The organism is Mesorhizobium sp. WSM4828, assembly GCF_055811175.1.
Window position 1 is genome coordinate 164,217 of sequence record NZ_JBVVQK010000008.1, and the last position, 20,518, is coordinate 184,734.

The following is a 20,518-nucleotide window of genomic DNA, read 5'->3' on the forward strand; positions in this document are numbered from 1 at the left end:
AGTAGTGGTGCCCAGAGGCGGATTCGAACCACCGACACGCGGATTTTCAGTCCGCTGCTCTACCAACTGAGCTATCTGGGCCTGCTCCGGCGCGCGGCAGTCTGCACACCGGGTTCATGAAAGCGCCGTCGGCACCCCTTGAAAGCGCGTGGGTTATAGCACGGGAATTCGGCCTGTCCAGCGCTTAGAGCATGATCCCGAAAAGTGGAATCCGGTTTTCGGAAAAAGATCATGCTCAGACAAAAAGCATGATCCCGAAAAGTGGAATCCGGTTTTCGGAAAACATCATGCTCAGACGAAAAGCCAGAACCTGTTCCATCCGATTCTATCCGGATGGAACAGGCTGGATATTGATTTCAGCCAGAAACGATTGGCCCTCAATGCGGGCCAGTTCACCGGCCGCGGTCAGGGTTGGCAAGCCGTCCCAAGCCTGTGGAAAACTGCAGGTGGATGGCGCTATTTCTGGTCGTCGTTGTCGTCCTCGTCGTCGCGACCCGGGATGACGTAGACCCCCTTCAGCCAGCGGTTGAGGTCGATGTCCTTGCAGCGCTTCGAGCAGAACGGATAGGTTTCGCGCGCCGATGGCTTGCCGCATTCGGGGCAGGGCCGCTTGGGCCGCAACGGCGTGACCTTGTCGTCCGGGCTCATATCCGCGCACCCGACAGCCAGTTGGCGTGCACCTTGAATCCTTCGCCGCTCAAAAGCGCTACCGTCTCGTAGAGCGGTAGGCCGACGACGTTGGTGTAGGAGCCGACAAGCTTGACGACGAAGGCGCCGGCAAGCCCCTGGACGCCATAGCCGCCGGCCTTGCCGCGCCATTCTCCCGACGCGATGTAGGCCTCGATCTCCTCGCGCGGCAGCCGCTTGAAACGCACCCTGGTCTCGACCAGCCGCAAGCGCTGCTTGCCGCCCGGCGTGATCAGGCAGATGCCGGAATAGACGCGGTGCGAACGGCCGGACAAAAGCCCGAGGCAGTTGGCGGCGTCGTCGAGCGTCTCGGCCTTGGGCAGGATGCGCCGCCCGACGGCAACTACCGTGTCGGCGGCCAGCACGAAGCTCGGCGCGTAGTCCGTCTCGGTCTTCAGCGAGGCCAGCGCCTTTTCGGCCTTCTGGGTCGCCAGGCGCTTGGCCAGCGAGCGCGGGTGTTCGGCGCGCAGCGGCGTCTCGTCGACATCGGCCGGCAACACACGGTCCGGCTCGATGCCGGCCTGCTGCAGCAGCTCGATCCGGCGCGGCGAACCCGAGGCAAGCACGAGCTTCTGCAAAATGCCCATCGCGATCCCGGCCGGGTCCTTGAACTTACTTGAAGCGGTAGGTGATGCGGCCCTTGGTCAGGTCGTAGGGCGTCATCTCGACCAGGACCTTGTCGCCGGTCAAAACGCGGATGCGGTTCTTGCGCATGCGGCCGGCCGTGTGGGCGATGATTTCATGTTCGTTTTCGAGCTTGACCCTGAACATCGCGTTGGGCAGCAGTTCCGTCACGACACCCGGAAACTCGAGGACTTCTTCCTTCGGCATTCGATACCTTTGCTTGGATGGGTACTTCCAGCGCCCCGGCCGGAAAGTTGCGCGGAACCTATATGATAAACGTCCGCTTGTGAACATGCTTAATCCGCGGCGTTTTCAGCCCCGTTGCCGAGAAAACGGCGGCCGATCCGCGCCTTCAGCCGCTCGCGTACGTCGCGGTAGGCGGCCATGATCTGCTCGCGCGTGCCGCTGACGCCGGTCGGGTCGGGCATCGGCCAATACTCGACCTCGACGGCCAGCGAGCGGGTGAGCTCGAGCGCGGTGTGGTGAGCTTCCGGCGCCAGCGTGACGATCAGGTCGAAATAGTCGTCCTCGAGGTCGTCCATCGTTCTCGGGTGCCGTTCGCCCAGCGACAGCCCTTCTTCGGCCAGCACGGCATCGACGAACGGATCGCGTTCGCCGCCGCGCACTCCCGCCGAGGCGACGAAGGTGGTAGGCGGAAGCACCTTGCGCGCCAGCAATTCGGCCATCGGCGAGCGCACGGCGTTCATACCGCAGACAAACAGGATCGACCGGGGCAGGATCGACCGGGGCAAGATCGGGCGGGGCAGCGGGGCGGCCAGTTCAGCCTCGCCAGTGCAGCACGCAAACCAGCGTGAACAGCCGGCGGGCCGTGTCGAAGTCAATCTCGATCTTGCCGGCAAGCCGGTCCATCAGCGTCTGCGAGCCTTCATTGTGCAGGCCGCGCCGCCCCATGTCGATCGCCTCGATGTGGCTGGGCGTCGCGGTGCGGATGGCATCGTAATAGCTTTCGCAGATCATGTAGTAATCCTTGACGATGCGCCTAAGCGGCGTCAGCGACAGGATGTGGGTGACCACGGCTGCGCCGTCCTCGCGCGCCACCGCGAACACCAGCCGGGATTCGGCCAGCGACAGTTTTAGCCGGTACGGCCCGGCGCCGTCGTCATTGACCGGCTGGAAGCGGTTCTCCTCGATCAGGTCGAAGATCGCCACCGCCCGCTCATGCTCGACATCGGGCGTCGAGCGGCCGATCGTCTCGTCGAGCTCGACATCGATCAGCCTGGCGCGGATTTGGTCGTAGTCGGACATTTCTACATGTTCAGCCGGATGGCGACGGAGCGTCCATGCGCATCGAGGCCTTCCGCCTTGGCAAGCGTGATCGCCGCCGGCGCCAGCGCCCGTAATTGCTCCGGCCCGAGCTTCAGGATCGACGTGCGCTTGACGAAATCGAGCACCGAAAGCCCGGACGAAAAGCGCGCCGAGCGCGCCGTCGGCAGCACGTGGTTGGAGCCGGCGACATAGTCGCCAATGGCTTCCGGCGTGTGGCGGCCGAGAAACACCGCGCCGGCATTGCGCATCCGCGCCAGGAAGGCCTCTGGGTCGTCGATGGCAAGCTCGACATGTTCGGCCGCGATGCGGTCGACCAGCGGCAATGCTGCCTCGATCGTCGGCACCAGGACTATGGCGCCGAAATCGCGCCAGCTCGCCGCCGCCGTTTCTCGGCGCGGCAGGTTCTGCAACTGGCGTTCGACTGCCTGTTCGACCGCTGCGCCAAACGCACGGTCGTTGGTGATCAGGATCGACTGCGCTGACACGTCATGTTCGGCCTGGGCGAGCAGGTCGGCGGCGATCCAGTCGGGATCGTTGCTGCCGTCGGCGACGACCAGCACTTCCGACGGCCCGGCGATCATGTCGATGCCGACCGTGCCGAACACCTGACGCTTGGCTGCAGCGACATAGGCATTGCCGGGGCCGACGATCTTGGCGACCGGCTTTATCGTCTCGGTGCCATAGGCAAGGGCCGCGATCGCCTGGGCGCCGCCGACGCGGTAGATTTCGGAGACGCCGGCAAGGTCGGCCGCCACCAGCACCAGCGGCGGCACCTCGCCGCCTGAGGCCGGCACCACCATGGCGATGCGCTCGACGCCGGCGACCTTGGCCGGCACGGCATTCATCAGCACCGAACTCGGATAGCTCGCCGTGCCGCCCGGCACGTAGAGCCCGACGGCCTCGATCGCCGTCCAACGCGAGCCGAGCTCGACGCCGGCGGCATCGGTGTAGCGGTCGTCCTGCGGCAGCTGCCGCTGGTGGTGGGCGCGGATGCGCTCGCGCGCGAATTTCAGCGCCTCGACCGTCTGCGGATCGGCGGCCTCGTAGGCCCTGGCAATGTCGTCCCTGGAGACGGCGATGCCGAGCCTGGCCAGGTCGCCGCCACCGAATTTCTGCGTGTACCCGATAACCGCCGCGTCGCCCTCGGCGCGCACCCTGGCGATGATCTCGCGCACCACGGCGTCGACATCGGCCGAGACTTCCCGCTTGGTCAGCAGGAACGCGGCAAAGCGCTGCTCGAAATCGGGGTCGGACTGGCGAAGCGTGACGGCCATTGGCTCAAACCCTGTGGACCGGGCGCGACGTCGCTTCCCAGGCGCCGCCGACATCGGCAAGCCGTGCCTCGATGCATTCGACGTCGAGCATGATTGTGCCGCCGCCCGAAAAGATCAGCTCGACGATGCCGGCCGGCTTGTCGAGCGCGAGAAAGCTGATCGCCAGCAGCGACAGCACTTCGTCGGGCTTGTCGCGGGCAATGCCGCTGGTCTTGGCGCCGAGCACCCGGTCGAAATGCAGCACGGCCTGCCGCCGTTCATTGTGCTGGCGGAAGAAGCCGGATTTCGCCTCCCAGACGAAGCGGTTCATGGTCAGCACGAAGCGCTTTACCGAAGGCAGGTATTCGAGATCGCTGACCTTCATGACAGCATCCTGGACATGCGCCGAGATGATGCTCAGATCCTGATCGTCGAGCGCGACAAGCTTGAGGGCCATGCGGATTTCACACCTGAAGGTTGGCTATTCGACCTTCTGTTAGGCGGTCTTCCCGGCTCGTGCAACCGCGCCGGAGGTCTTGGCCAGGCAATCGCTCCGGTCAGCGCCCCTCATCCCCCTGCCGGGACCTTCTCCCCGTATAGGGACGGGGAGAAGGGACTGGCCGCAACCTCGGCACCTTCTCCGCAACGCTGGAGATTGGCGAAATCCTTCGCGAGGCGGTACTTCTCCCCGTCCCTATACGGGGAGAAGGTCCCGGCAGGGGGATGAGGGGCAGCGCCGACCTGAGCCTGCTATCGTTACCCCGAAATGCGCTCGATCTCCGCGCCGCAGCCGGACAGCTTTTCCTCCAGCCGCTCGAAGCCGCGGTCGAGGTGGTAGACGCGGTTGACCGTGGTTTCGCCTTCGGCCGCAAGGCCGGCGATGACCAGCGACACCGAGGCGCGAAGATCGGTCGCCATGACCGGCGCGCCCTTCAGCTTCGCTACGCCGTCGACGATCGCCGTCTGGCCGGACAGCGTGATGTGGGCGCCTAGCCGGGCAAGTTCCTGGACGTGCATGAAGCGGTTTTCGAAGATCGTCTCGGTGATGCGCGACTTGCCCTTGGCCATCGTCATCAGGCCCATGAACTGCGCCTGCAGATCGGTCGGGAAAGCCGGGAAGGGCGCCGTCGTCACGTCGACCGGCGAAATGCCGGCGCCGTTGCGCCTGACGCGGATGCCGGAATTGGTCTGCGTGATCTCGGCGCCGGTCTGCGAGATGATGTCCAGCGCCGTCTGCAACAGGTCGGGCCGCGCGCCTTCCAGCACGACGTCGCCGCCGGTCATCGCCACCGCCATCGCATAGGTGCCGGTCTCGATACGGTCGGGGATCACCCTGACGCGAGCGCCCGACAGCGCCTCGACGCCGTCGATGGTGATGGTCGCCGTGCCGGCGCCGGAGATCTTCGCGCCCATGGCGTTGAGGCATTCGGCGAGGTTGACGATCTCGGGCTCACGGGCGGCATTTTCGAGCACCGTCTCGCCCTTGGCCAGCGAGGCCGCCATCATCAGCACATGGGTGGCGCCGACCGAGACTTTCGGGAACACATAACGGTTGCCGACAAGCCGGCCGTTCCTGGTCTTGGCGATGACATAGCCGGTGTCGACGTCGATGTCGGCGCCCAGCGCCTGCAGGCCTTCGAGGAAGAGGTCGACCGGGCGCGTGCCGATGGCGCAGCCGCCGGGCAGCGACACCTTGGCCTCGCCCATGCGGGCCAGCAGCGGCCCGATCACCCAGAACGACGCCCGCATCTTCGACACCAGCTCGTAAGGCGCCGTCGTGTCGACAATGTTACGGGCGGAGAAAGTGATGGTTCGCGAATAGCCTTCCTGCTGCTTTTCGCGGCGGCCATTGACCGAATAGTCGACGCCGTGATTGCCGAGGATGCGGATCAGCTGCTCGACATCGGCCAGATGCGGCACGTTTTCCAGCGTCAGCGTGTCGTCGGTCAAAAGCGAGGCGATCATCAGCGGCAGCGCGGCGTTTTTCGCGCCCGAGATCGGGATGCTTCCGGCAAGCTTATTGCCGCCGACAATTCTGATGCGATCCATGAAGAGCGTCCCCTCGGCGCCAAGGCCGGTTTAAATCGGTTGAGTCTGTTGCGGCCATCTAGACCATTGGCCGGCTTGGTTCAAGAAACAGGCTACTCCCCACTTTGGCCCACGCCGACTTTGGCCAAAGTACCGGCGCCAAACATAGCCGATTCGCGTTAATCTTTTTTCATCGCCGCCTGCAGCCCCTCTGGCCGCTCGTCGGCGTCGCCAGTCCTTCGCGAGCGCGATTGCGCCTTGCGCTTCTGCAGGTTGGCGCGCAGTTGCTCGGCCAGCCGGTCCTTGCGGCCCGTTCCGCCCTTTTTCGCTGAACCATCCTTCTCCGGTGATCCATCCTTGTTCGGAGAAACTGTCTTGCCGTTCATCGTTCCGTCCCCGGCCGGCGACCCGCCGGTGCGGATCAAGGGATAGCCAACATTGTGGCACGGCCATGTCCGCAGCAACCGCCCGGTGCGGCCTTTCAACCCGGCCCCCGTTTGTGCCGCTTGTCTTGGCCTTGCGCTTGCCGGTTCGATATGGCAGAAGCCCCGCCATCGGCGGCTGCGGTAGCTCAGTGGTAGAGCACTCCCTTGGTAAGGGAGAGGTCGAGAGTTCAATCCTCTCTCGCAGCACCAGATTTTCGGTCACCGAGGATTTGTGTTGCGCCTGAATTTCATTGCCCTTTGACTCGCCGTGTCTTTGCGGCCTTTAGGGCGCGCCGACCCAGCATGCTCCTGGACCCGGCTTGCAGCGCCGTTCCCGCATCTCGCGATTTTTCGGACGCAGCGCCGCTCCTGGGTCACATGGCATCGGGCGGTGCAAGAAAACAGTTCTCATGCTCTTCGGTCGGATGAAGGCAAATATGATAATTGCCATCCTGCGACGGAATCTCATCACCATACGGAATGAAGTATCGCTGCTGCCGCGTGATCTTCCGATGATCCCCAGGCCTCAGGATGACAACCCAGCCACCGGGACGAACATGAACCGCCCGCGCTGGGATTCGCTGACACTCGCCGTGTTCCGCGTCGCCGTGACAGCAGGCCAGCGGGTAGCTCCACCCTGAGGGGGCATCATGCGCCCTCGAGGGAACCAAAAACCCTGGCGACGAAAGTGCCGCAAGGACGACCGCGGCAGTGGCTCGGCGCCGCGCCATTCCCTTTTCCGGTTGCCGCTTCGGCCACATGTTGAAGATCATATGCCTGCTAATTAGCACTAGTGCTGGAGCGTCCTCCTGTGCAGCCGTTCTCGCGTTCCGCTCCGGCATGCTGCCTACCCCGTGTCTCTCCCTCCATTTTGTTGACTTTTGAAATAGTATAGAGAAAGCTAATGTTAGGAGAGTAACCCCCTTTTATCTCAACTACTTGAGTTCCCTTCAGAATTAATAGAAGTCAGCGATCAACCGTCCCCCAGAGTTTCATAAGCTCATGAGGATAGATGGCAGATGCATGTCCTATCCTTTAGCGCACTGGTCGCAGGATTGCTGAAAATTGTGCTGGTCTCTGTCCAGTATACTCACGCTAATCCTTATACGAACGGTCTCTCTCCTGATGAAAATCGCGAGAAGGTTGTCTTTGACGATCCGATTAACGAAGTCGACGTCGCAATCGTTCTTGCGGCCGACATGTCCGGCTCCATCAACCACATAGAGGCCAAGCTACAGCGCGAGAGCTATGCCGCTGCTTTGGAATCAGCAACCGTGCTTAACGTGATCAAAGAGGGTATGCACGGCAAGATCGCCGTCACCTTTGTCGAATGGTCGAGCCGCGGCTCCTTGGAAACCAGGGTGGGCTGGACCATTCTTTCCGATGCAAATGATGCGGCCGTCATCGCTGAGGCACTCCGGAAGAAGTCGGAAAGGCGACGCTCTGGTCCGCGCGGATCGAATACGTCGATCTCATACGCGATCGACGCCTCTGTGGACGCCTTTGACAAACTGCCTGTCCCAACGTTGCGCAGAATCATCGATATTTCAGGCGACGGATCAAACAATGACGGAACGTCCGTCGAGGACAGCCGTCAGAGAGCACTCCAGAAAGCCATTGTAATTAATGGCCTTCCAATTGGCGCTGACGTTGAAAATGGTGAGACGACGACGGAATATTATTCGAGGCACGTGATCGGAGGACCCGGCTCGTTCGTCATTCCCGCCGACAGTGCCGCTGCCTTTCAATCGGCAATAATCAGGAAGTTAATTCGAGAAGTGAGTTCCGCCTCCGGCAAAGCACGTTCTTAGACGGATCCTGCGGTCTGCCCGACGAAGCTAAGAAAGGTTCGAGCGATTTTGGGGGGATCCAAAAATCGGCCAGGCTGATCTCGAAGCAAAACGGTAGTCGACGGCCCCGTTTAGGGTTCGAAGCAGTCTTGCCCAGGCTGCTGTGTCTGACGTGAGTCCAACGGTCCAGCCGTCCAAAAATCGGTCCGCACATGGCAGCCAGAGCCGTTCGGGCGGGCGCTCGAAAATGCCTGAGGTGCCAAGCATCTCGCCATGCCAGGAAAATGCCAAGGTCGAGGCACAGCTCGCGCTCGCACGCGCCATGATGCGCGCGGGGAAAGCGTTCTGGTCTGCCCCTGCCGCAGGCGGCGTAACAAAGCTTGCAGCCGGGAACAATCACTCAACCCTCGCGTTTCTTGCCAAGACCCGCCTCATTTCCACGGGCAGCGGGCCTCGAAGGCTCGCAAATGTCGCGCCGGCGTTTCAATCGCACTCGCCTCAGCCCTCACGATTTGGCTATTTGTGAACGCGTGTTTGATCAGGTTTGCGCAGATGAGCACATTGACCCTCTAAGCCTGGATGCCGAAGCCTTAGCGGTGATGATTGTCGCAATCTTCCGAAACGTGACCACCAATGAGCGCGAACTGCTGGAGGAAGTTAGGTCTCTTCGTCGCTCGAAAGGCACAGAGAAGGCGCACTAGCTTGCAGCGTTCCGGGGGCGAATTGGTCTGGTGCCGCTTTGGCACGGCCGTTTGGCATCTGAATTGCTCATTGAAACTAGCCAGAGTGTAGCCACCGAGCTTGCGAAGGGGATGGAAATGGGCTTAGCCGAAGACTTATCGGATGTCGCGCTCACATTCGAATGTCCGGATTGCTCGCATCCGGCGGTAAGAAAGGGCTCTGCACTAAGAGCGATCGCGCACTTCAAATGCGACGGGTGCAACGCAAAGGTGCGGATCACCTATCCGCAGAAGCTAGCGATCTTCGAAAAGCACAGGCTATTGGTCGCAGGCGACCGCCGCCAGCGAGGCCAGGAACACTACGGTGCCCGCAAAGATCGATAGGGCCGCCGATGCGGCCGAAGTGCCTTCGCGACCTCTGCCGCGTGCAGCGACGCGTGCTTAACCCTTCCTCATCCGCGCCGCCTTCGCCCTTTCTACGCATGTTGACCATGACAATGCGGCCAACCGGAATAATCCCGTCGCGGGGCTCGTTAGTTCATTAGACGATGCTAAATATGGCAAAGTGTCCGAATGTCACTTCATGCCGCCAGACCGGCTGCGGCTCGCTCTGGCCTAACCTCGAAGGGAACCAGGGATGAAAATTTCGACCTCTTTGACGAGACGAAGTGTTGTCGCCGGGCTGGCGCTGGCCGCCGCATCGACATCGGTATTGCCTGCCGACAAGGCGCTCGCGCAGACGAAGAAAACCACATCCGAGAAAAGTCTGTATGAGCGGCTGGGGGGCGTGTTCGCCATCGCAGCGGTGATCGATCATTTCAGCGACGCCGTCGTGAAGAACCCCATCGTCGGCCAGAAGTCCAAGAACCCACAATTGCGCAAATGGCACACCAAGAACCTTGAAAGGTTGCCCGGCCTCAAGTTCATGCGCACGCTGTGGGTCTGCGACGTTTCCGGTGGGCCCTTCAAGTTCGTCGCCACCAAGCCCGGCACGACGCCGCTCGGCCTCGAGGAGGCGCATCGCGACCTGCGGATCTCCCCTGCGGAATTCGATGAGGTCGCAGCGGAACTCGGGCGGACCCTGGATCATTTCAAGATTCCGAAGCCTGAGAAAACCGAGGTCCTGGAAGCTTTCGCCGCCCACAAGGACGAGGTCACCGCCGGCTACGTCAAGCCGGGCTGAAGCGTCTATACCGTATGGGCATTCGTTCTGAGCATGGCGCGCGTCGCTGTGACTATGCAGCGCGGCCGCAGCTCAGCGGGCAATTATCCGATGGTTCCTACTCCGAACCTGCCCGAGCTGTCTCCACTTGGAGCGACCCTTCCGGCAGCGGTCGCAGGAGTTCAGCCTCGGACCTCGTCAGGTGGATCCACGCCGCCCAGTCCGATGGCCGCAGCACAACCACTTGCCGGTTGTGATATGGCGCGACATCCGGGCCCGGCTCGGTCGTCAGCATCGTGAACGTCGGCGGCTTGTTGCCGACGCCCTCGCGCCACAGCCCGGCAATCGCCATGAACGAATGGCCATTCAGCGTGAATCTGTGCTTGGTTTTTGGATATTTCGCTCCCGTGAATTCGAAGAATGCCGACGCCGGAACGAGACAGCGCTTGCTGTTGCCGAACTGCCGGCCCTCCGAGCGAAAGTTGAATACAGGTCCGCCTTTTGGTCCGGCCGGGGGAAAGCCGAACGTCATCGACGCCAGTTCGATTGTGTCGCCTGTGTCGCCGGCGGCGCGCATTACCGGCGCGGGGTCGTTGATGTGGATGTCATCCGCCTGCGGCAGATCCAGTTCGGTTTGATGGCTGGGGATTTTGAGCGCCAGCGATTCCATCATCCGGCAATATTCGGCCCAGGCGATGTGCTGCTCGTAGTCATTGCACATGAAAGGGCTCCGCACGCTCGACCGAGATCAGTTCAATATAGCGTTTCGCGCCGATTGCTGGCGGATTTGATGTGAGCCTATTTGGGCCGGCGGGCGGCAGCGATGGCCTGCAACAGATTGATGCTGTTCACGTCGGGTTCACTGGATGCGGCAACGGCAAGTGCGGCGGCCTCGGCTATTTTCGCGACGTCGTTGCTGCTGATCGTTCCGCGCTTCTCCAGCAGATTTACAAGTTCGACAATGAGAAGAAAGGCGTTCACGCCATATCGTTCGGCTTTGAGCTCGAACTCGCCTCGAGCCAATTTCCCCGCGTCTCCTTCAGCCCGTTTGTCCACGTTGGCGTCCTCTCCTATGGCTACAAGCTATTAACGCTTAGCACGAATGGTTCAATCCTTCGAACTGGCCATACCTTCGCCAATTGCCGGGCATCGTGTCGCCGGTGGCAAGGGCATGGGTTCAGCCAAGGATGAGACCAACCAACAGAACGGTAAGAATAAAGGACAGCACGACGGCAAGTAGCCCGCATGCTTCCAAAGCGTTGGTTTGCCAAGCTTTCGTCGGGCGCCTCCGGTTTGAATTCCTGTTTCGCGAAACAAACTTCATCGGGCACCAGATCGGACGCGGAGCCGGCTTGAATTCGGCAAAGCGCTCCTCTTCATCGGCCCGGAAGGCATCTCCGCGAAACTCCGGAGCACCGTATGCGCGGCGCCGGCCTGCTTTTCATCGACGCGGGCCATCACCAGTACGACACCCTCTGCGATCTTCGGCTTGCGCGATTTCTGGGCAAAATCGGCAAAAGTTCCGAGAAGCACGCCGGCAAAGCCGCCCCACGCCGCACCGACCAGGGCCATCCCCGTCATCCCCGCAGGATCAACGCCTTGAGCTCCAAAAGCGCTTAAGCCGGCCAACAGACCGGCCGTCGCGCCAAGTGCGGCACCAGCAACCGCACCCCGCCAGAGAGCGCTCATCTCATCGTCGTAATATCCAGCAACGCTGATCGGTTCATCATTGTCGTTGTAAGATCCGACGACGCTGATCTGGCGGCGGCGAATCCCGGCAGCCTGAAGTCTGGCCACGGCACGTGCTGCCTGGGCATGGGAATTGAACAGTCTGCTGATTGTTTGCATTTACGCCCAGGCCCGGCGCTCGTTCGGAGCGTCGGGCCTCTCCTCCCTGGCTTTGAACTCTTCCGCCCGGACGCATCTTCGTCGCGCCAAAGCTCACCACAACGTGAGCCAGCGGGCTACGTTCCTCAGCCGGGGCTTCGGTCCAATCCTGGAGTATCTTGCTTGGGACCTAAGTCTGACCTGCTTGAGTGCAACGTTTCACCGGTGGTGAGCAGCAGACGGCCTTGCGTCCAAGGCTCAGCTGATGCTTCTGGACCAGTTATCAACCTGGCGCTCCGCCTCTTCCTTGGCGATGCCATATCGCTCCTGGATGCGTCCCAAGAGCTGGTCCCGGTTGCCCTCGATACGATCAAGATCGTCGTCGGTGAGGTCACCCCACTGCTCTTTCGCCTTGCCCTTGAACTGCGTCCATTTTCCCTTGATTTGATCCCAGTTCATATGTTCCTCCTTGCTTCCTGGGCCCGCACTAAGCGGAGCGCGGACCGATCGGCATTTCAATGTCGGTGACGAATGAAGATTAGCAGCCGCTAAAAGTTCCGGTGCCGGCGCAAAAAGCCCGCCGTGCCCGTGCCGGACTGCGAGCTGATGTTGATGCTATCCAGAGCTTGATTGCCGTTCGCAGCGCCATCCTATCCCGTTGAAGTCGCCGGACTTCTTGCTGGCTGGCTTTGGCCGGCAAGCCGCGAAAGGCTGCCCGGCAGCATTGTTCTGTCCTTGCCGATCATCAGCACGCCGCTGTCGGGCGCCAGCAGGGCCGAGAACGGCAGCATCGCCGCGCCGATCGGCGAAGCCTCGGGGCCGAATTGTCCCGAGACGATTTCCGGCGCCACGATGCCGATGGCGCTGATCCTGTTGAACTGGGTCTGCACCTTTGCCAGCAGCTCGAGATGGATCGGCCGCGGCAGGATGCTGTCGAGAACGATCGCCTCGATGTCGATGACGGAGGTGATGGCGATGATCGCCTCGACCAGCGCATTGGCGCAATCGTCGATCCATTCGGACAGCGGTTCGCGCGCCCCCGGCGGCAAGGGATCGAGTTCGCGCACGCGGTTGATCTCGATGCCGCGCGATTTGAGATGATTGACCAGCACATAGATCGAAGCGCGATGCAGCAGGCTCTGGTAGCGCGCCGGCTTGGCCGCCACCGAATCGAGGCTTGAAGGCGAGACCGGCAAAGGACCAAGCGCGGCGCTGTTGCCGTGCGGCCCGGTATGGACCTTGCCGCCTTGTACCAGTCCGCCGCCGACAAAGGTGTCGATCGAAATATGCATGAAGTCGCGGAAGCGCGCGCCGGTCCCCTGGATGAGTTCGGCGAGTGCGGCCGATGATGCGTCGTTTTCCACGAAGACCGGGGTCTTCGGCTTTGTGGCGAAGAACGTCGTCAGATCGATTGCTTCCCAGCGGCTGCCGAGATCGTCGGGAAAGCCGAGCTCTTCACTCCAGCCGCCGAGGAAATATGGCGAGGCGATGCCGACGCCGACGATGCTGGCATCGCCAAGCCCCTCGACCAGCTTGTCGAAATTGGCCAGCGACATGTTGCCGGCCTTGAGCACCATGTCGGGATCCGGAAAGCGATATTCGTGCGACTCGCGCGAGCGGACCTCGCCGGCAAAGTCGACGAGCACGGCTTCCAGCGCGCGCCGGCCGATCTTGATGCCGACGCTGTAGATGCGCTCCGGTGCAAGTCGGTAGAGAGTGGATGGCGATCCGCGTTGTCCGAACCTTTTTCCCACTTGCTTTACGAATCCGGACGATTCCAGCCCGTCGACAATGGTGGCGACCGCGGCCGGCGTCAGATTTGCGGCGCGCGCCAGATCGGACTTGGATGCCTCCTTCAGGCGGCGAATGGCATCAAGCACGAAGCGCTCGTTATAATGCCGCACCTTGACCGAATTGCTGCCTTTTCCGGACAAAACCGGCGCCTCCCCATTCATTCCCGCAGAGCCACTCCAGTCGCTTGCAGCGTTGAGGCTGCCGCGGGGTCGAGCACTCCAATCGCACCCGTGCGCGACGCGACAGTGCCCTTCGCGGCCATGGAAGTCAATTTTCCAGTTGCGGCATTCAGCCATTTAATATAGCAAATTGAAAAAAAGGACTATGGAGGAAAGGTGCTGCACTTGGGCGCATTAGGCGAAGCCGATGCCATGGTGAAGAGCGACGCGGCTGTCCCCGTTGCCCTGGTTCAGGCGACAAAAGCCTTCGGCGGCACGATTGCCCTCAAGGACGCGTCCTTCGAATTGCGCTCAGGCGAGGTGCTGGCTCTGCTTGGCGAAAACGGCGCCGGCAAGAGCACCTGCGTAAAACTGCTGGCCGGCGTGTATCTCCCGACCGGCGGCCATGTCGAAGTCGATGGCAAGCCTGTGGTCTTTCATTCGCCGCACGACGCCCAGGCTGCCGGCATCTCGGTCATGCACCAGCATCCCGGTCTTTTCCCGGATCTTTCGGTGGCGGAAAACATCTATCTCGGCCATATGCCGCGCGACCGCTTCGGCGGTATCGACAACGCCGCCATGCTTGCCGGCGCGCGCAGGGTGCTGGCGACAGTCGGCCTCGACGTGCCGGCCGAAACCCGGCTCGGAACGTTGCGCACCTCCGAACAGCAACTGGTCGAGATCGCCCGCGCCCTGTCGCTCGACGCGCGGGTGCTGATCATGGACGAGCCGACGGCCGCCCTGTCGCAGCGCGAGGTCGAGCGGCTGTTCACTGTCGTCGCCGACCTGCGGCTGCACGGCGTGGCGATGATGTTCGTCGGCCACCGCATGGACGAGATTTTCCGCATCGCCGACCGCATCGCGGTGCTGCGCGACGGGCGTCTCATTGGTGTCAAGCCGAAGGCCGAGCTTGGCCGCGCCGCCGCCATCGGCATGATGGTCGGCCGCGAGGTGACCGACCTCTATCCGCAGCGAAACCACGCCGCCGGCGCACTCGTGCTGGAGGCGAGGGGGCTTTCGCACGCCGGCGGCTTTTCCAATATCGACCTCAAGCTCCATGCCGGCGAGGTGCTCGGGCTCGGCGGCCTGGTCGGCAGCGGGCGGACCGAGATCGCGCGCGTGCTGTTCGGCATCGACCGGCCCGATGCCGGCGAAATCCTGATCGACGGCGAGGCTGTGCGCTTCGCATCGGCACGCGACGCCATGGATGCGCGTATCGCCTATGTCTCGGAAGACCGCATGGGCCAGAGCCTGGTGATGGATTTTTCCATCCTCGACAACGCCGTGCTGCCAGTCCTCGACAAGGCAGCCCGCTCCGGCGTCTACGGCACGAACCGCGCGATCGGACTGATTTCGGACTGGTTGAAGCGCATGAAGCTTCGCTTTTCCGGCTACGCGCAGCCGGTGAAGGAACTGTCGGGCGGCAACCAGCAGAAGGTGGTGTTGGCCAAATGGCTGCGCACCGAGCCGCGCGTCCTCATCCTCGACGAGCCGACGCAAGGTATCGATGTCGGCACCAAGGCTGAAGTGCATGCGATGATCGCCGACCTTGCCGGGCAGGGCATGGCGATCATCCTGATCTCCTCCGAAATGCCCGAGCTCATCGGCATGTGCGACCGCATCATCGTCCTGCGCGAAGGCCATCGGACGGCCGAATTCACCAGGGGCGAAGCCACTCAGGAAAAGGTGCTGGAAGCAGCGACCAAGGCCGGCCAAGGCGCCGATGCGGCGGCACAGGCCGCCGGCCAGGAGACAAGAAAAGGACCGCTCGACATACTGAAGCGGCGGGAGTTCGGCCTGCTCGCCGCGATGCTGGCGGTCGCCATCCCGGTCACCATCATCAACCCGCGCATGGTGAGCGCTGCAAACCTGACCGCCGTGTCGATGGATGCCGCCCTGCTCGTCGTTGCAGCACTCGCGCAGATGCTGGTGCTGATCACCCGCAACATCGACCTTTCGATCGCAGCGGTGATCGGCCTGTCGGCTTACATGGCGGCCAGCATGGTCCAGGCCTATCCGGGGCTCGACATCGGCATCGGCCTGATAACCGCATGCGCCGTCGGTGGCGTCGCCGGCCTGATCAACGGCCTCGTCGTCACCAGGGGAAAGATCCCGGCGATCGTCGTCACGCTGGCCTCGATGTCGATCTTCCGTGGCTTCAACTCGATCTGGGCAGCCGGCGACCAGATCAGCGCCGACGAAGTCACGCAAGCCTGGCTCGACATGACCGGCCTGAAGATCGCCGACGTGCCGCTGATCGTCGTCATTGCGGTCGTCATCCTCTGCTTGGGCTACGTGCTGCTCTATCGCACCGCCATCGGGCGCGAATTGTTCGCCGCCGGCTCCAATCCCGACGGCGCGCGTCTCATCGGCATCCCCGTCGACCGGCGCATCCTGCTGGCCTTTGGCATGGCCGGCCTGCTCGGCGGCCTGTGCGGCGCGCTGTGGGCATCGCGCTATGCGACCATCGACGCCCGCGTCGCGCTCGGCTTCGAACTCACGGTGATCGCGTCGGCGGTGGTCGGTGGCGTCGCCATCCGCGGTGGTTCGGGCACGCTGCTCGGTATCATCCTTGGAGCCCTCACGCTGCTCGTCATCAAGAACGGGCTGACGCTGGTGCGCGTCGATCCGCTGTGGCTGCAGGGCGTCTACGGTCTGGTTATCCTGGTCGCCATCGGCATCGACACCTTCATCGTGCGGCGCGCCGAGCAGGCAAGACAGGCGAGGGCGCGGTGAAAAAGTTCCTCCGTTCGATCGACTTCTGGGATCTGCTGTTGGCGACCTCTTGCCTGGCCATCTTCCTCTATGCCGCGATCTTCGTGCCGAATTTCGTTTCCGGCTTCAATCTCTCGCAGCTCGCCGCCAGCGCCTCGGAAAAGGCATTGCTGATCCTGCCGATGACGCTGCTCATCATCACCCGCGAGATCGACCTGTCGATCGCCTCGGTGCTGGCGCTGACCTCCGTCGTCTTTGGCTTGCTGGTCCAGGCCGGTGTGCCGACGCTTGCCGCAATCCCGCTGACGCTCGCCATCGGCGGCCTGCTCGGTGCTTTCAACGGCTATCTGGTCTCGGGCCTTGGACTGCAGTCGTTGGTTGTGACGCTCGGCACCATGGCGCTCTATAGAGGCATTGGCTACATCCTGCTCGGCACCGGCTCGGTCAACATCCTGCCGCCCGCGGTCGTCGATTTCGGCATCAACAGCCTGCCTGGCACCGAGATACCGTGGACCATCGTCCCCTTCCTGGTGCTGGCGCCGGTTTTTGCGGTCGTGCTGCAGAAGACGCCGACCGGCAAGCGCATCTACGCGCTCGGCGGCAGCCCTGAAGTGGCGCGCTATTCCGGCATAAACACGCGCCGGATGGTGCTGAACCTGTTCGTCGTCTCGGGCGTCGTCGCGGCGATAGCCGGCATCGTCTATACCGCGCGCCTTTCCAACGCCCGCGCCAACAATGCGCTCGGCATGGAGCTCGACGTCATCACCATCGTGCTGCTTGGCGGCGTCAGCGTCTTTGGCGGCAAGGGCCGCCTGACCGGCGTCATGCTGGCACTGGTCCTGATCGCCATCATCCGCAACGTGCTGGCGCTGAACCAGATCGGTGGCGACGCGCAGGGCATGATTATCGGCCTGCTTCTGATCGGCTCGCTGCTGGTCGGCAATTACTGGCGCTCCACACAGGAGATGCTCAGCAGATCCCGCGCAATGCGCGAGACAAAGGGGTGATCTCGGGCCCCTTCCTTCAAGCCCGAATTTTGACGGAGGAGTCACAATGAAAGCGTTTAGATTAGCCCTGCTCGCATCCGCGGTTCTGCTTGCGCCAACGTCGCTGGCCTTCAGCCAGGAGTGCGCCAAGGAACCCGTAACGGTCGGTTTCCTGCCCAAGCTCGACACAGACCCCTACTTCAAAGTGGCCTTCGGAGGCGCACAAGAGGCAGCCAAGGAAATTGGCGGCACCGCTACCCAGGTCGCCCCATCGCAGGCGACCGCCGAGGCGCAGATCGAATTCATCAACAGCCTCGTGTCGCAGAAGGTCGGGGTCATCGCAATCGCCGGCAACGACGCCAATGCCGTTGCGCCTGCGCTGAAGCGCGCCGTTCAGCAGGGCGTCAGGGTGATTTCGTATGACTCCGATGTGGCCGCCGATGCCCGCGCGGCATTTGTCAATCAGGTGAAGGGCGACAGTCTCGCCGAGATGATGCTGGAAAGTGCATTCGCCCTCAGCGGCGGTGAAGGCGAATTCGCGATCCTGTCGTCGACGCCGACGGCAACCAACCAGAACGCCTGGATCGACTTCATGAAGGCGAAGATGGCGGCCGAGCCGAAGTTCTCCAAGATGAAGCTGGTGCAGGTGGCCTATGGCGAAGAAAGCGAACAAATCAACCAGCAACAGGCGTTGGCGCTGGTCCAGGCGTTTCCGGATCTCAAGGTGATCATCGTCCCGGCTGGCATCGGCCTTCCGGCGGCCGCGCGAGCACTCGAGGAGGCGGGCATGATCGGCAAGGTCAAGCTGACCGGCCTCGCGCCGGCCACTCTGATCTCGAAATACATCAAGGACGGGGCGGCTCAGGATATCTGGTGGAACGTCACCGATCTTGGCTACCTTACCTATCAGACGGCCCAGGCGCTTGCGCAGTGCAAGATCACCGGCAAGGAGGGTGAGAAGTTCACGGCAGGCAGGCTCGGCGAATACACGATTGGCGCCGGCGGCGAACTGATCCTTGGTCCGGCCAAGATCGTGACCCCCGAAAATCTGGCCGAGTTCAAGTTCTGATCCTATAGATCTTGAATTCTAGGGGCGCCGGTCCATCCGGCGCCCTTCCTAAAACCTCTCGAATGAAAACAGTGCGGACGGCAATGAAGATATTGCTTGCAGGCGAAACCTTTGCGGCGACGACCTCGGTCGCCATCGGTAGTGATGTGCTTACAAGTGCGGCCTCGACAAATGGTGCAACGGCCTTCAATGCCGCGCTGGCCACTGAAGGCATCGCCGTCACGCAGATCGGCGGCGAGCGTTGCAGCGCGGAGTTTCCCTATGACCTCGATGGGCTCGCCCAATATCAGGCGGTGGTGATCTCCGATGTCGGCGCCCTGACATTGCTGGTGACGCCGGATGCCCGCGCCGGGCGTGTCGGCGTCAACCGCCTCGATCTGCTCAAAGCCTATGTCGAAGCTGGCGGCGGTCTGATGCTGGCCGGCGGCTATATGGGCTTTCAGGGCATGTTCGGGACAGCGCGTTTCCACGACACCCCGGTCGAGGACGTTCTGCCGGTCCGTTGCCTGCCCTACTGCGACGGCATGGAGGTGCCGCAAGGACTGCAGGCCTCCATCCTGCAGTCGTCACATCCGATTTTTTCCGGGGTGGAGGGGCCGTTGCCGCCGATTCTCGGCATGAACAAGCTGGAATTCAGGCGCGACAGTTCGTCCCGGCTTCTGGCGACCTGCCACCATCGCGGCACCGACTGGCCGCTCCTTGCCGTCGGCAGCCATGGCCGCGGCCGCACGATTGCCTGGGCAACCGATATCGGCCCGCATTGGCTCTCGCAGGATTTCCTCGGATGGCCGTTCTACGGAAGACTGATGGCGAACATGGTCCGTTGGCTCGCCGGCAATGAATGAGAAAGCTGGACACTAGGTTTGATCGGTGCAGTCCGCCTGCCGCTGCCTCCGCTGCCTCGCGAGGCGCCGGTGACCAGCACCACCTTACCGGCCAGGTCGAATATCGGCGTGAATTCATTTGTGATGCGATTCCACCTTGTTCTTCAAATCGGACCGGCTGCCGTGTCGAACCGAATAGGCTCGCGTGAATTCGGCGCCCAGCAGAAATATCTCCGCCGAATAATAGACCCATAACAGCACGACGAGCAGGGCGCCGGCCGCGCCGTATGATGATGAGATGGCGCTGGTTCCGATATACCAGCCAATCAGCGACTTGCCGATGGTGAACAGAAACCCGGTGACCACCGCGCCGATGCCGACATCGCGCCATTGCAGGCTGCGGTCGGGCAGCACCTTGTAGATCGCGGCAAACAGCAGCGTGATCAGGGCAAACGACACGATCCCGTTGATGGCGCTCAGGATGATGGTGCCGAACGGCAGATAGGCGTTGATGATGTCTCCGAGCGCCGAAATCACGGCGCTCACAACCAGCGACACCAAGAGCAGAAAGCCGAGGGCGGCGACCAGGCCCAGGCTTGCAATGCGTGCCCGGACCAGCCGTGAAATCGTTGCCCCGCTCGGTTTGACTTTCCAGATTTCGTTCAGCGCCAGCTGCATCTCGCCGAACACGCCGGATGCGGCAACGAACAGCGTGACCAGCCCCAGAATGCTGGCAACGGTTCCCGCTTCCTTCTGCGAAGCGTTTTCGATCGTCGCCTGCAGCAGCTCGGCACTTTGCGGCCCCATCAGGCCGGCGATCTGTGCCGAAAGCGCGAGTTGCGCCGCCTCGTGCCCGAAGGCCATGCCGGCGATAGCGACAATGATGAGCAGGATCGGCGCGAGCGAGGTCGTGGCATAAAACGCTATCGCCGCCCCATGGCTCAGCGCATTGTCATCAATGAAGCCGAGGACGCTCTGCTTGAGAAGCCTCCAGCCCTCTGCTGCCAAAATCCACATGTGGGCCTCGCATGCCTGTCAACAAACAAGTAGCGGCGGCGCAGCGCTGGGCGAGGGGCGAGAGGCCGGCGGGACAGGAGGGGGCGTGGAACAGCATGACATTCCTGCCTCCCGTCCCCACGACAAGAACACCTCTTGCCCGAACACTTGCCACGCGCCGGCCATCATGATGCCATGCCGTTGCGGAAGATG

The 20,518-nt window shown here is 62.4% G+C and carries 21 protein-coding genes and 2 tRNA genes; 7 read left to right on the forward strand and 16 right to left on the reverse strand.

Translation table 11 applies throughout. The features are described from left to right. Positions 1–5: 5 nt before the first annotated feature. From AC0L2X_RS12200 to AC0L2X_RS12245, 10 genes are all read right to left on the reverse strand, one after another. Positions 6–81 (reverse strand) — tRNA-Phe (locus tag AC0L2X_RS12200). A 375-nt stretch (positions 82–456) separates the two neighbouring features. After that, a complete protein-coding gene (gene yacG, locus AC0L2X_RS12205) occupies positions 457–648 on the reverse strand; it encodes a DNA gyrase inhibitor YacG (RefSeq protein WP_352488273.1) in 192 nt (63 codons plus the stop codon). Next, positions 645–1,274 carry a Maf-like protein gene (locus AC0L2X_RS12210; RefSeq protein ID WP_352470150.1) on the reverse strand — a complete coding sequence of 210 codons (630 nt, stop codon included), beginning with the start codon at positions 1,272–1,274 and terminating at the stop codon, positions 645–647. Before AC0L2X_RS12210 ends, yacG begins: the two co-directional genes overlap by 4 nt. A gap of 25 nt (positions 1,275–1,299) precedes the next feature. Continuing rightward, entirely contained in the window at positions 1,300–1,518 is a 219-nt protein-coding gene (infA, locus tag AC0L2X_RS12215) for a translation initiation factor IF-1 (RefSeq protein WP_006200926.1), read from the reverse strand. Between the two features lie 89 nt (positions 1,519–1,607). Next, on the reverse strand, positions 1,608–2,063 hold the full coding sequence (locus tag AC0L2X_RS12220; RefSeq protein ID WP_473499636.1) for an arsenate-mycothiol transferase ArsC: 456 nt from the start codon (positions 2,061–2,063) through the stop codon (positions 1,608–1,610). A 28-nt stretch (positions 2,064–2,091) separates the two neighbouring features. Next, on the reverse strand, positions 2,092–2,577 hold the full coding sequence (locus tag AC0L2X_RS12225) for a UPF0262 family protein (RefSeq protein WP_473559477.1): 486 nt from the start codon (positions 2,575–2,577) through the stop codon (positions 2,092–2,094). 2 nt (positions 2,578–2,579) lie between these two features. Next, positions 2,580–3,872, reverse strand: a complete 1,293-nt coding sequence (gene hisD / locus AC0L2X_RS12230; protein WP_473559479.1) for a histidinol dehydrogenase — start codon at positions 3,870–3,872, stop codon at positions 2,580–2,582. A gap of 4 nt (positions 3,873–3,876) precedes the next feature. Beyond that, positions 3,877–4,308 carry a DUF2948 family protein gene (locus AC0L2X_RS12235; protein WP_473559481.1) on the reverse strand — a complete coding sequence of 144 codons (432 nt, stop codon included), beginning with the start codon at positions 4,306–4,308 and terminating at the stop codon, positions 3,877–3,879. 299 nt (positions 4,309–4,607) lie between these two features. Continuing rightward, the gene (murA, locus tag AC0L2X_RS12240) at positions 4,608–5,900 is read right to left on the reverse strand and encodes a UDP-N-acetylglucosamine 1-carboxyvinyltransferase (protein WP_292662909.1); all 1,293 of its coding nucleotides are present in this window, start codon (positions 5,898–5,900) and stop codon (positions 4,608–4,610) included. A 158-nt stretch (positions 5,901–6,058) separates the two neighbouring features. Then, on the reverse strand, positions 6,059–6,304 hold the full coding sequence (locus tag AC0L2X_RS12245) for a hypothetical protein (protein ID WP_473559483.1): 246 nt from the start codon (positions 6,302–6,304) through the stop codon (positions 6,059–6,061). A gap of 135 nt (positions 6,305–6,439) precedes the next feature. On the opposite strand from AC0L2X_RS12245, the gene AC0L2X_RS12250 reads away from it, so the two are divergent. The 3 genes from AC0L2X_RS12250 to AC0L2X_RS12260 all read left to right on the forward strand — a co-directional run bounded on the left by AC0L2X_RS12250 (position 6,440) and on the right by AC0L2X_RS12260 (position 9,957). Beyond that, positions 6,440–6,514, forward strand: a tRNA-Thr gene (locus tag AC0L2X_RS12250). An 809-nt stretch (positions 6,515–7,323) separates the two neighbouring features. Next, positions 7,324–8,115: a DUF1194 domain-containing protein gene (locus AC0L2X_RS12255; RefSeq protein WP_473559485.1), complete on the forward strand. Its 792-nt coding sequence runs from the start codon at positions 7,324–7,326 to the stop codon at positions 8,113–8,115. A gap of 1,296 nt (positions 8,116–9,411) precedes the next feature. Next, positions 9,412–9,957, forward strand: a complete 546-nt coding sequence (locus AC0L2X_RS12260) for a group I truncated hemoglobin (protein WP_473559487.1) — start codon at positions 9,412–9,414, stop codon at positions 9,955–9,957. 97 nt (positions 9,958–10,054) lie between these two features. Here AC0L2X_RS12260 and AC0L2X_RS12265 read toward each other — a convergent pair whose 3' ends face one another. From AC0L2X_RS12265 to AC0L2X_RS12285, 5 genes are all read right to left on the reverse strand, one after another. Then, complete coding sequence (locus tag AC0L2X_RS12265; protein WP_473559489.1) at positions 10,055–10,657, reverse strand: SOS response-associated peptidase; 603 nt, start codon at positions 10,655–10,657, stop codon at positions 10,055–10,057. 77 nt (positions 10,658–10,734) lie between these two features. Next, entirely contained in the window at positions 10,735–10,992 is a 258-nt protein-coding gene (locus AC0L2X_RS12270; protein ID WP_473559492.1) for a hypothetical protein, read from the reverse strand. Positions 10,993–11,256: 264 nt separating this feature from the next. Next, positions 11,257–11,733: a hypothetical protein gene (locus AC0L2X_RS12275; RefSeq protein ID WP_352488284.1), complete on the reverse strand. Its 477-nt coding sequence runs from the start codon at positions 11,731–11,733 to the stop codon at positions 11,257–11,259. A gap of 288 nt (positions 11,734–12,021) precedes the next feature. Next, a complete protein-coding gene (locus tag AC0L2X_RS12280) occupies positions 12,022–12,222 on the reverse strand; it encodes a CsbD family protein (RefSeq protein ID WP_023719429.1) in 201 nt (66 codons plus the stop codon). A gap of 191 nt (positions 12,223–12,413) precedes the next feature. After that, positions 12,414–13,697: an ROK family transcriptional regulator gene (locus AC0L2X_RS12285; protein ID WP_473559494.1), complete on the reverse strand. Its 1,284-nt coding sequence runs from the start codon at positions 13,695–13,697 to the stop codon at positions 12,414–12,416. Between the two features lie 195 nt (positions 13,698–13,892). Here AC0L2X_RS12285 and AC0L2X_RS12290 point away from each other — a divergent pair, with 195 nt between their 5' ends. From AC0L2X_RS12290 to AC0L2X_RS12305, 4 genes are all read left to right on the forward strand, one after another. Next, a complete protein-coding gene (locus tag AC0L2X_RS12290; protein ID WP_473559496.1) occupies positions 13,893–16,451 on the forward strand; it encodes an ATP-binding cassette domain-containing protein in 2,559 nt (852 codons plus the stop codon). Beyond that, a complete protein-coding gene (locus AC0L2X_RS12295) occupies positions 16,448–17,437 on the forward strand; it encodes an ABC transporter permease (RefSeq protein WP_473599830.1) in 990 nt (329 codons plus the stop codon). Before AC0L2X_RS12290 ends, AC0L2X_RS12295 begins: the two co-directional genes overlap by 4 nt. A 46-nt stretch (positions 17,438–17,483) precedes the next feature. Further along, positions 17,484–18,485 (forward strand): rhamnose ABC transporter substrate-binding protein, encoded by a 1,002-nt coding sequence (locus AC0L2X_RS12300; RefSeq protein WP_352488291.1) that lies wholly within the window; start codon positions 17,484–17,486, stop codon positions 18,483–18,485. A gap of 83 nt (positions 18,486–18,568) precedes the next feature. After that, positions 18,569–19,330, forward strand: a complete 762-nt coding sequence (locus AC0L2X_RS12305; protein ID WP_352488293.1) for a glutamine amidotransferase — start codon at positions 18,569–18,571, stop codon at positions 19,328–19,330. Positions 19,331–19,444: 114 nt separating this feature from the next. Here AC0L2X_RS12305 and AC0L2X_RS12310 read toward each other — a convergent pair whose 3' ends face one another. Continuing rightward, the gene (locus tag AC0L2X_RS12310) at positions 19,445–20,326 is read right to left on the reverse strand and encodes a YihY/virulence factor BrkB family protein (RefSeq protein WP_352488295.1); all 882 of its coding nucleotides are present in this window, start codon (positions 20,324–20,326) and stop codon (positions 19,445–19,447) included. Positions 20,327–20,518 lie beyond the last annotated feature (192 nt).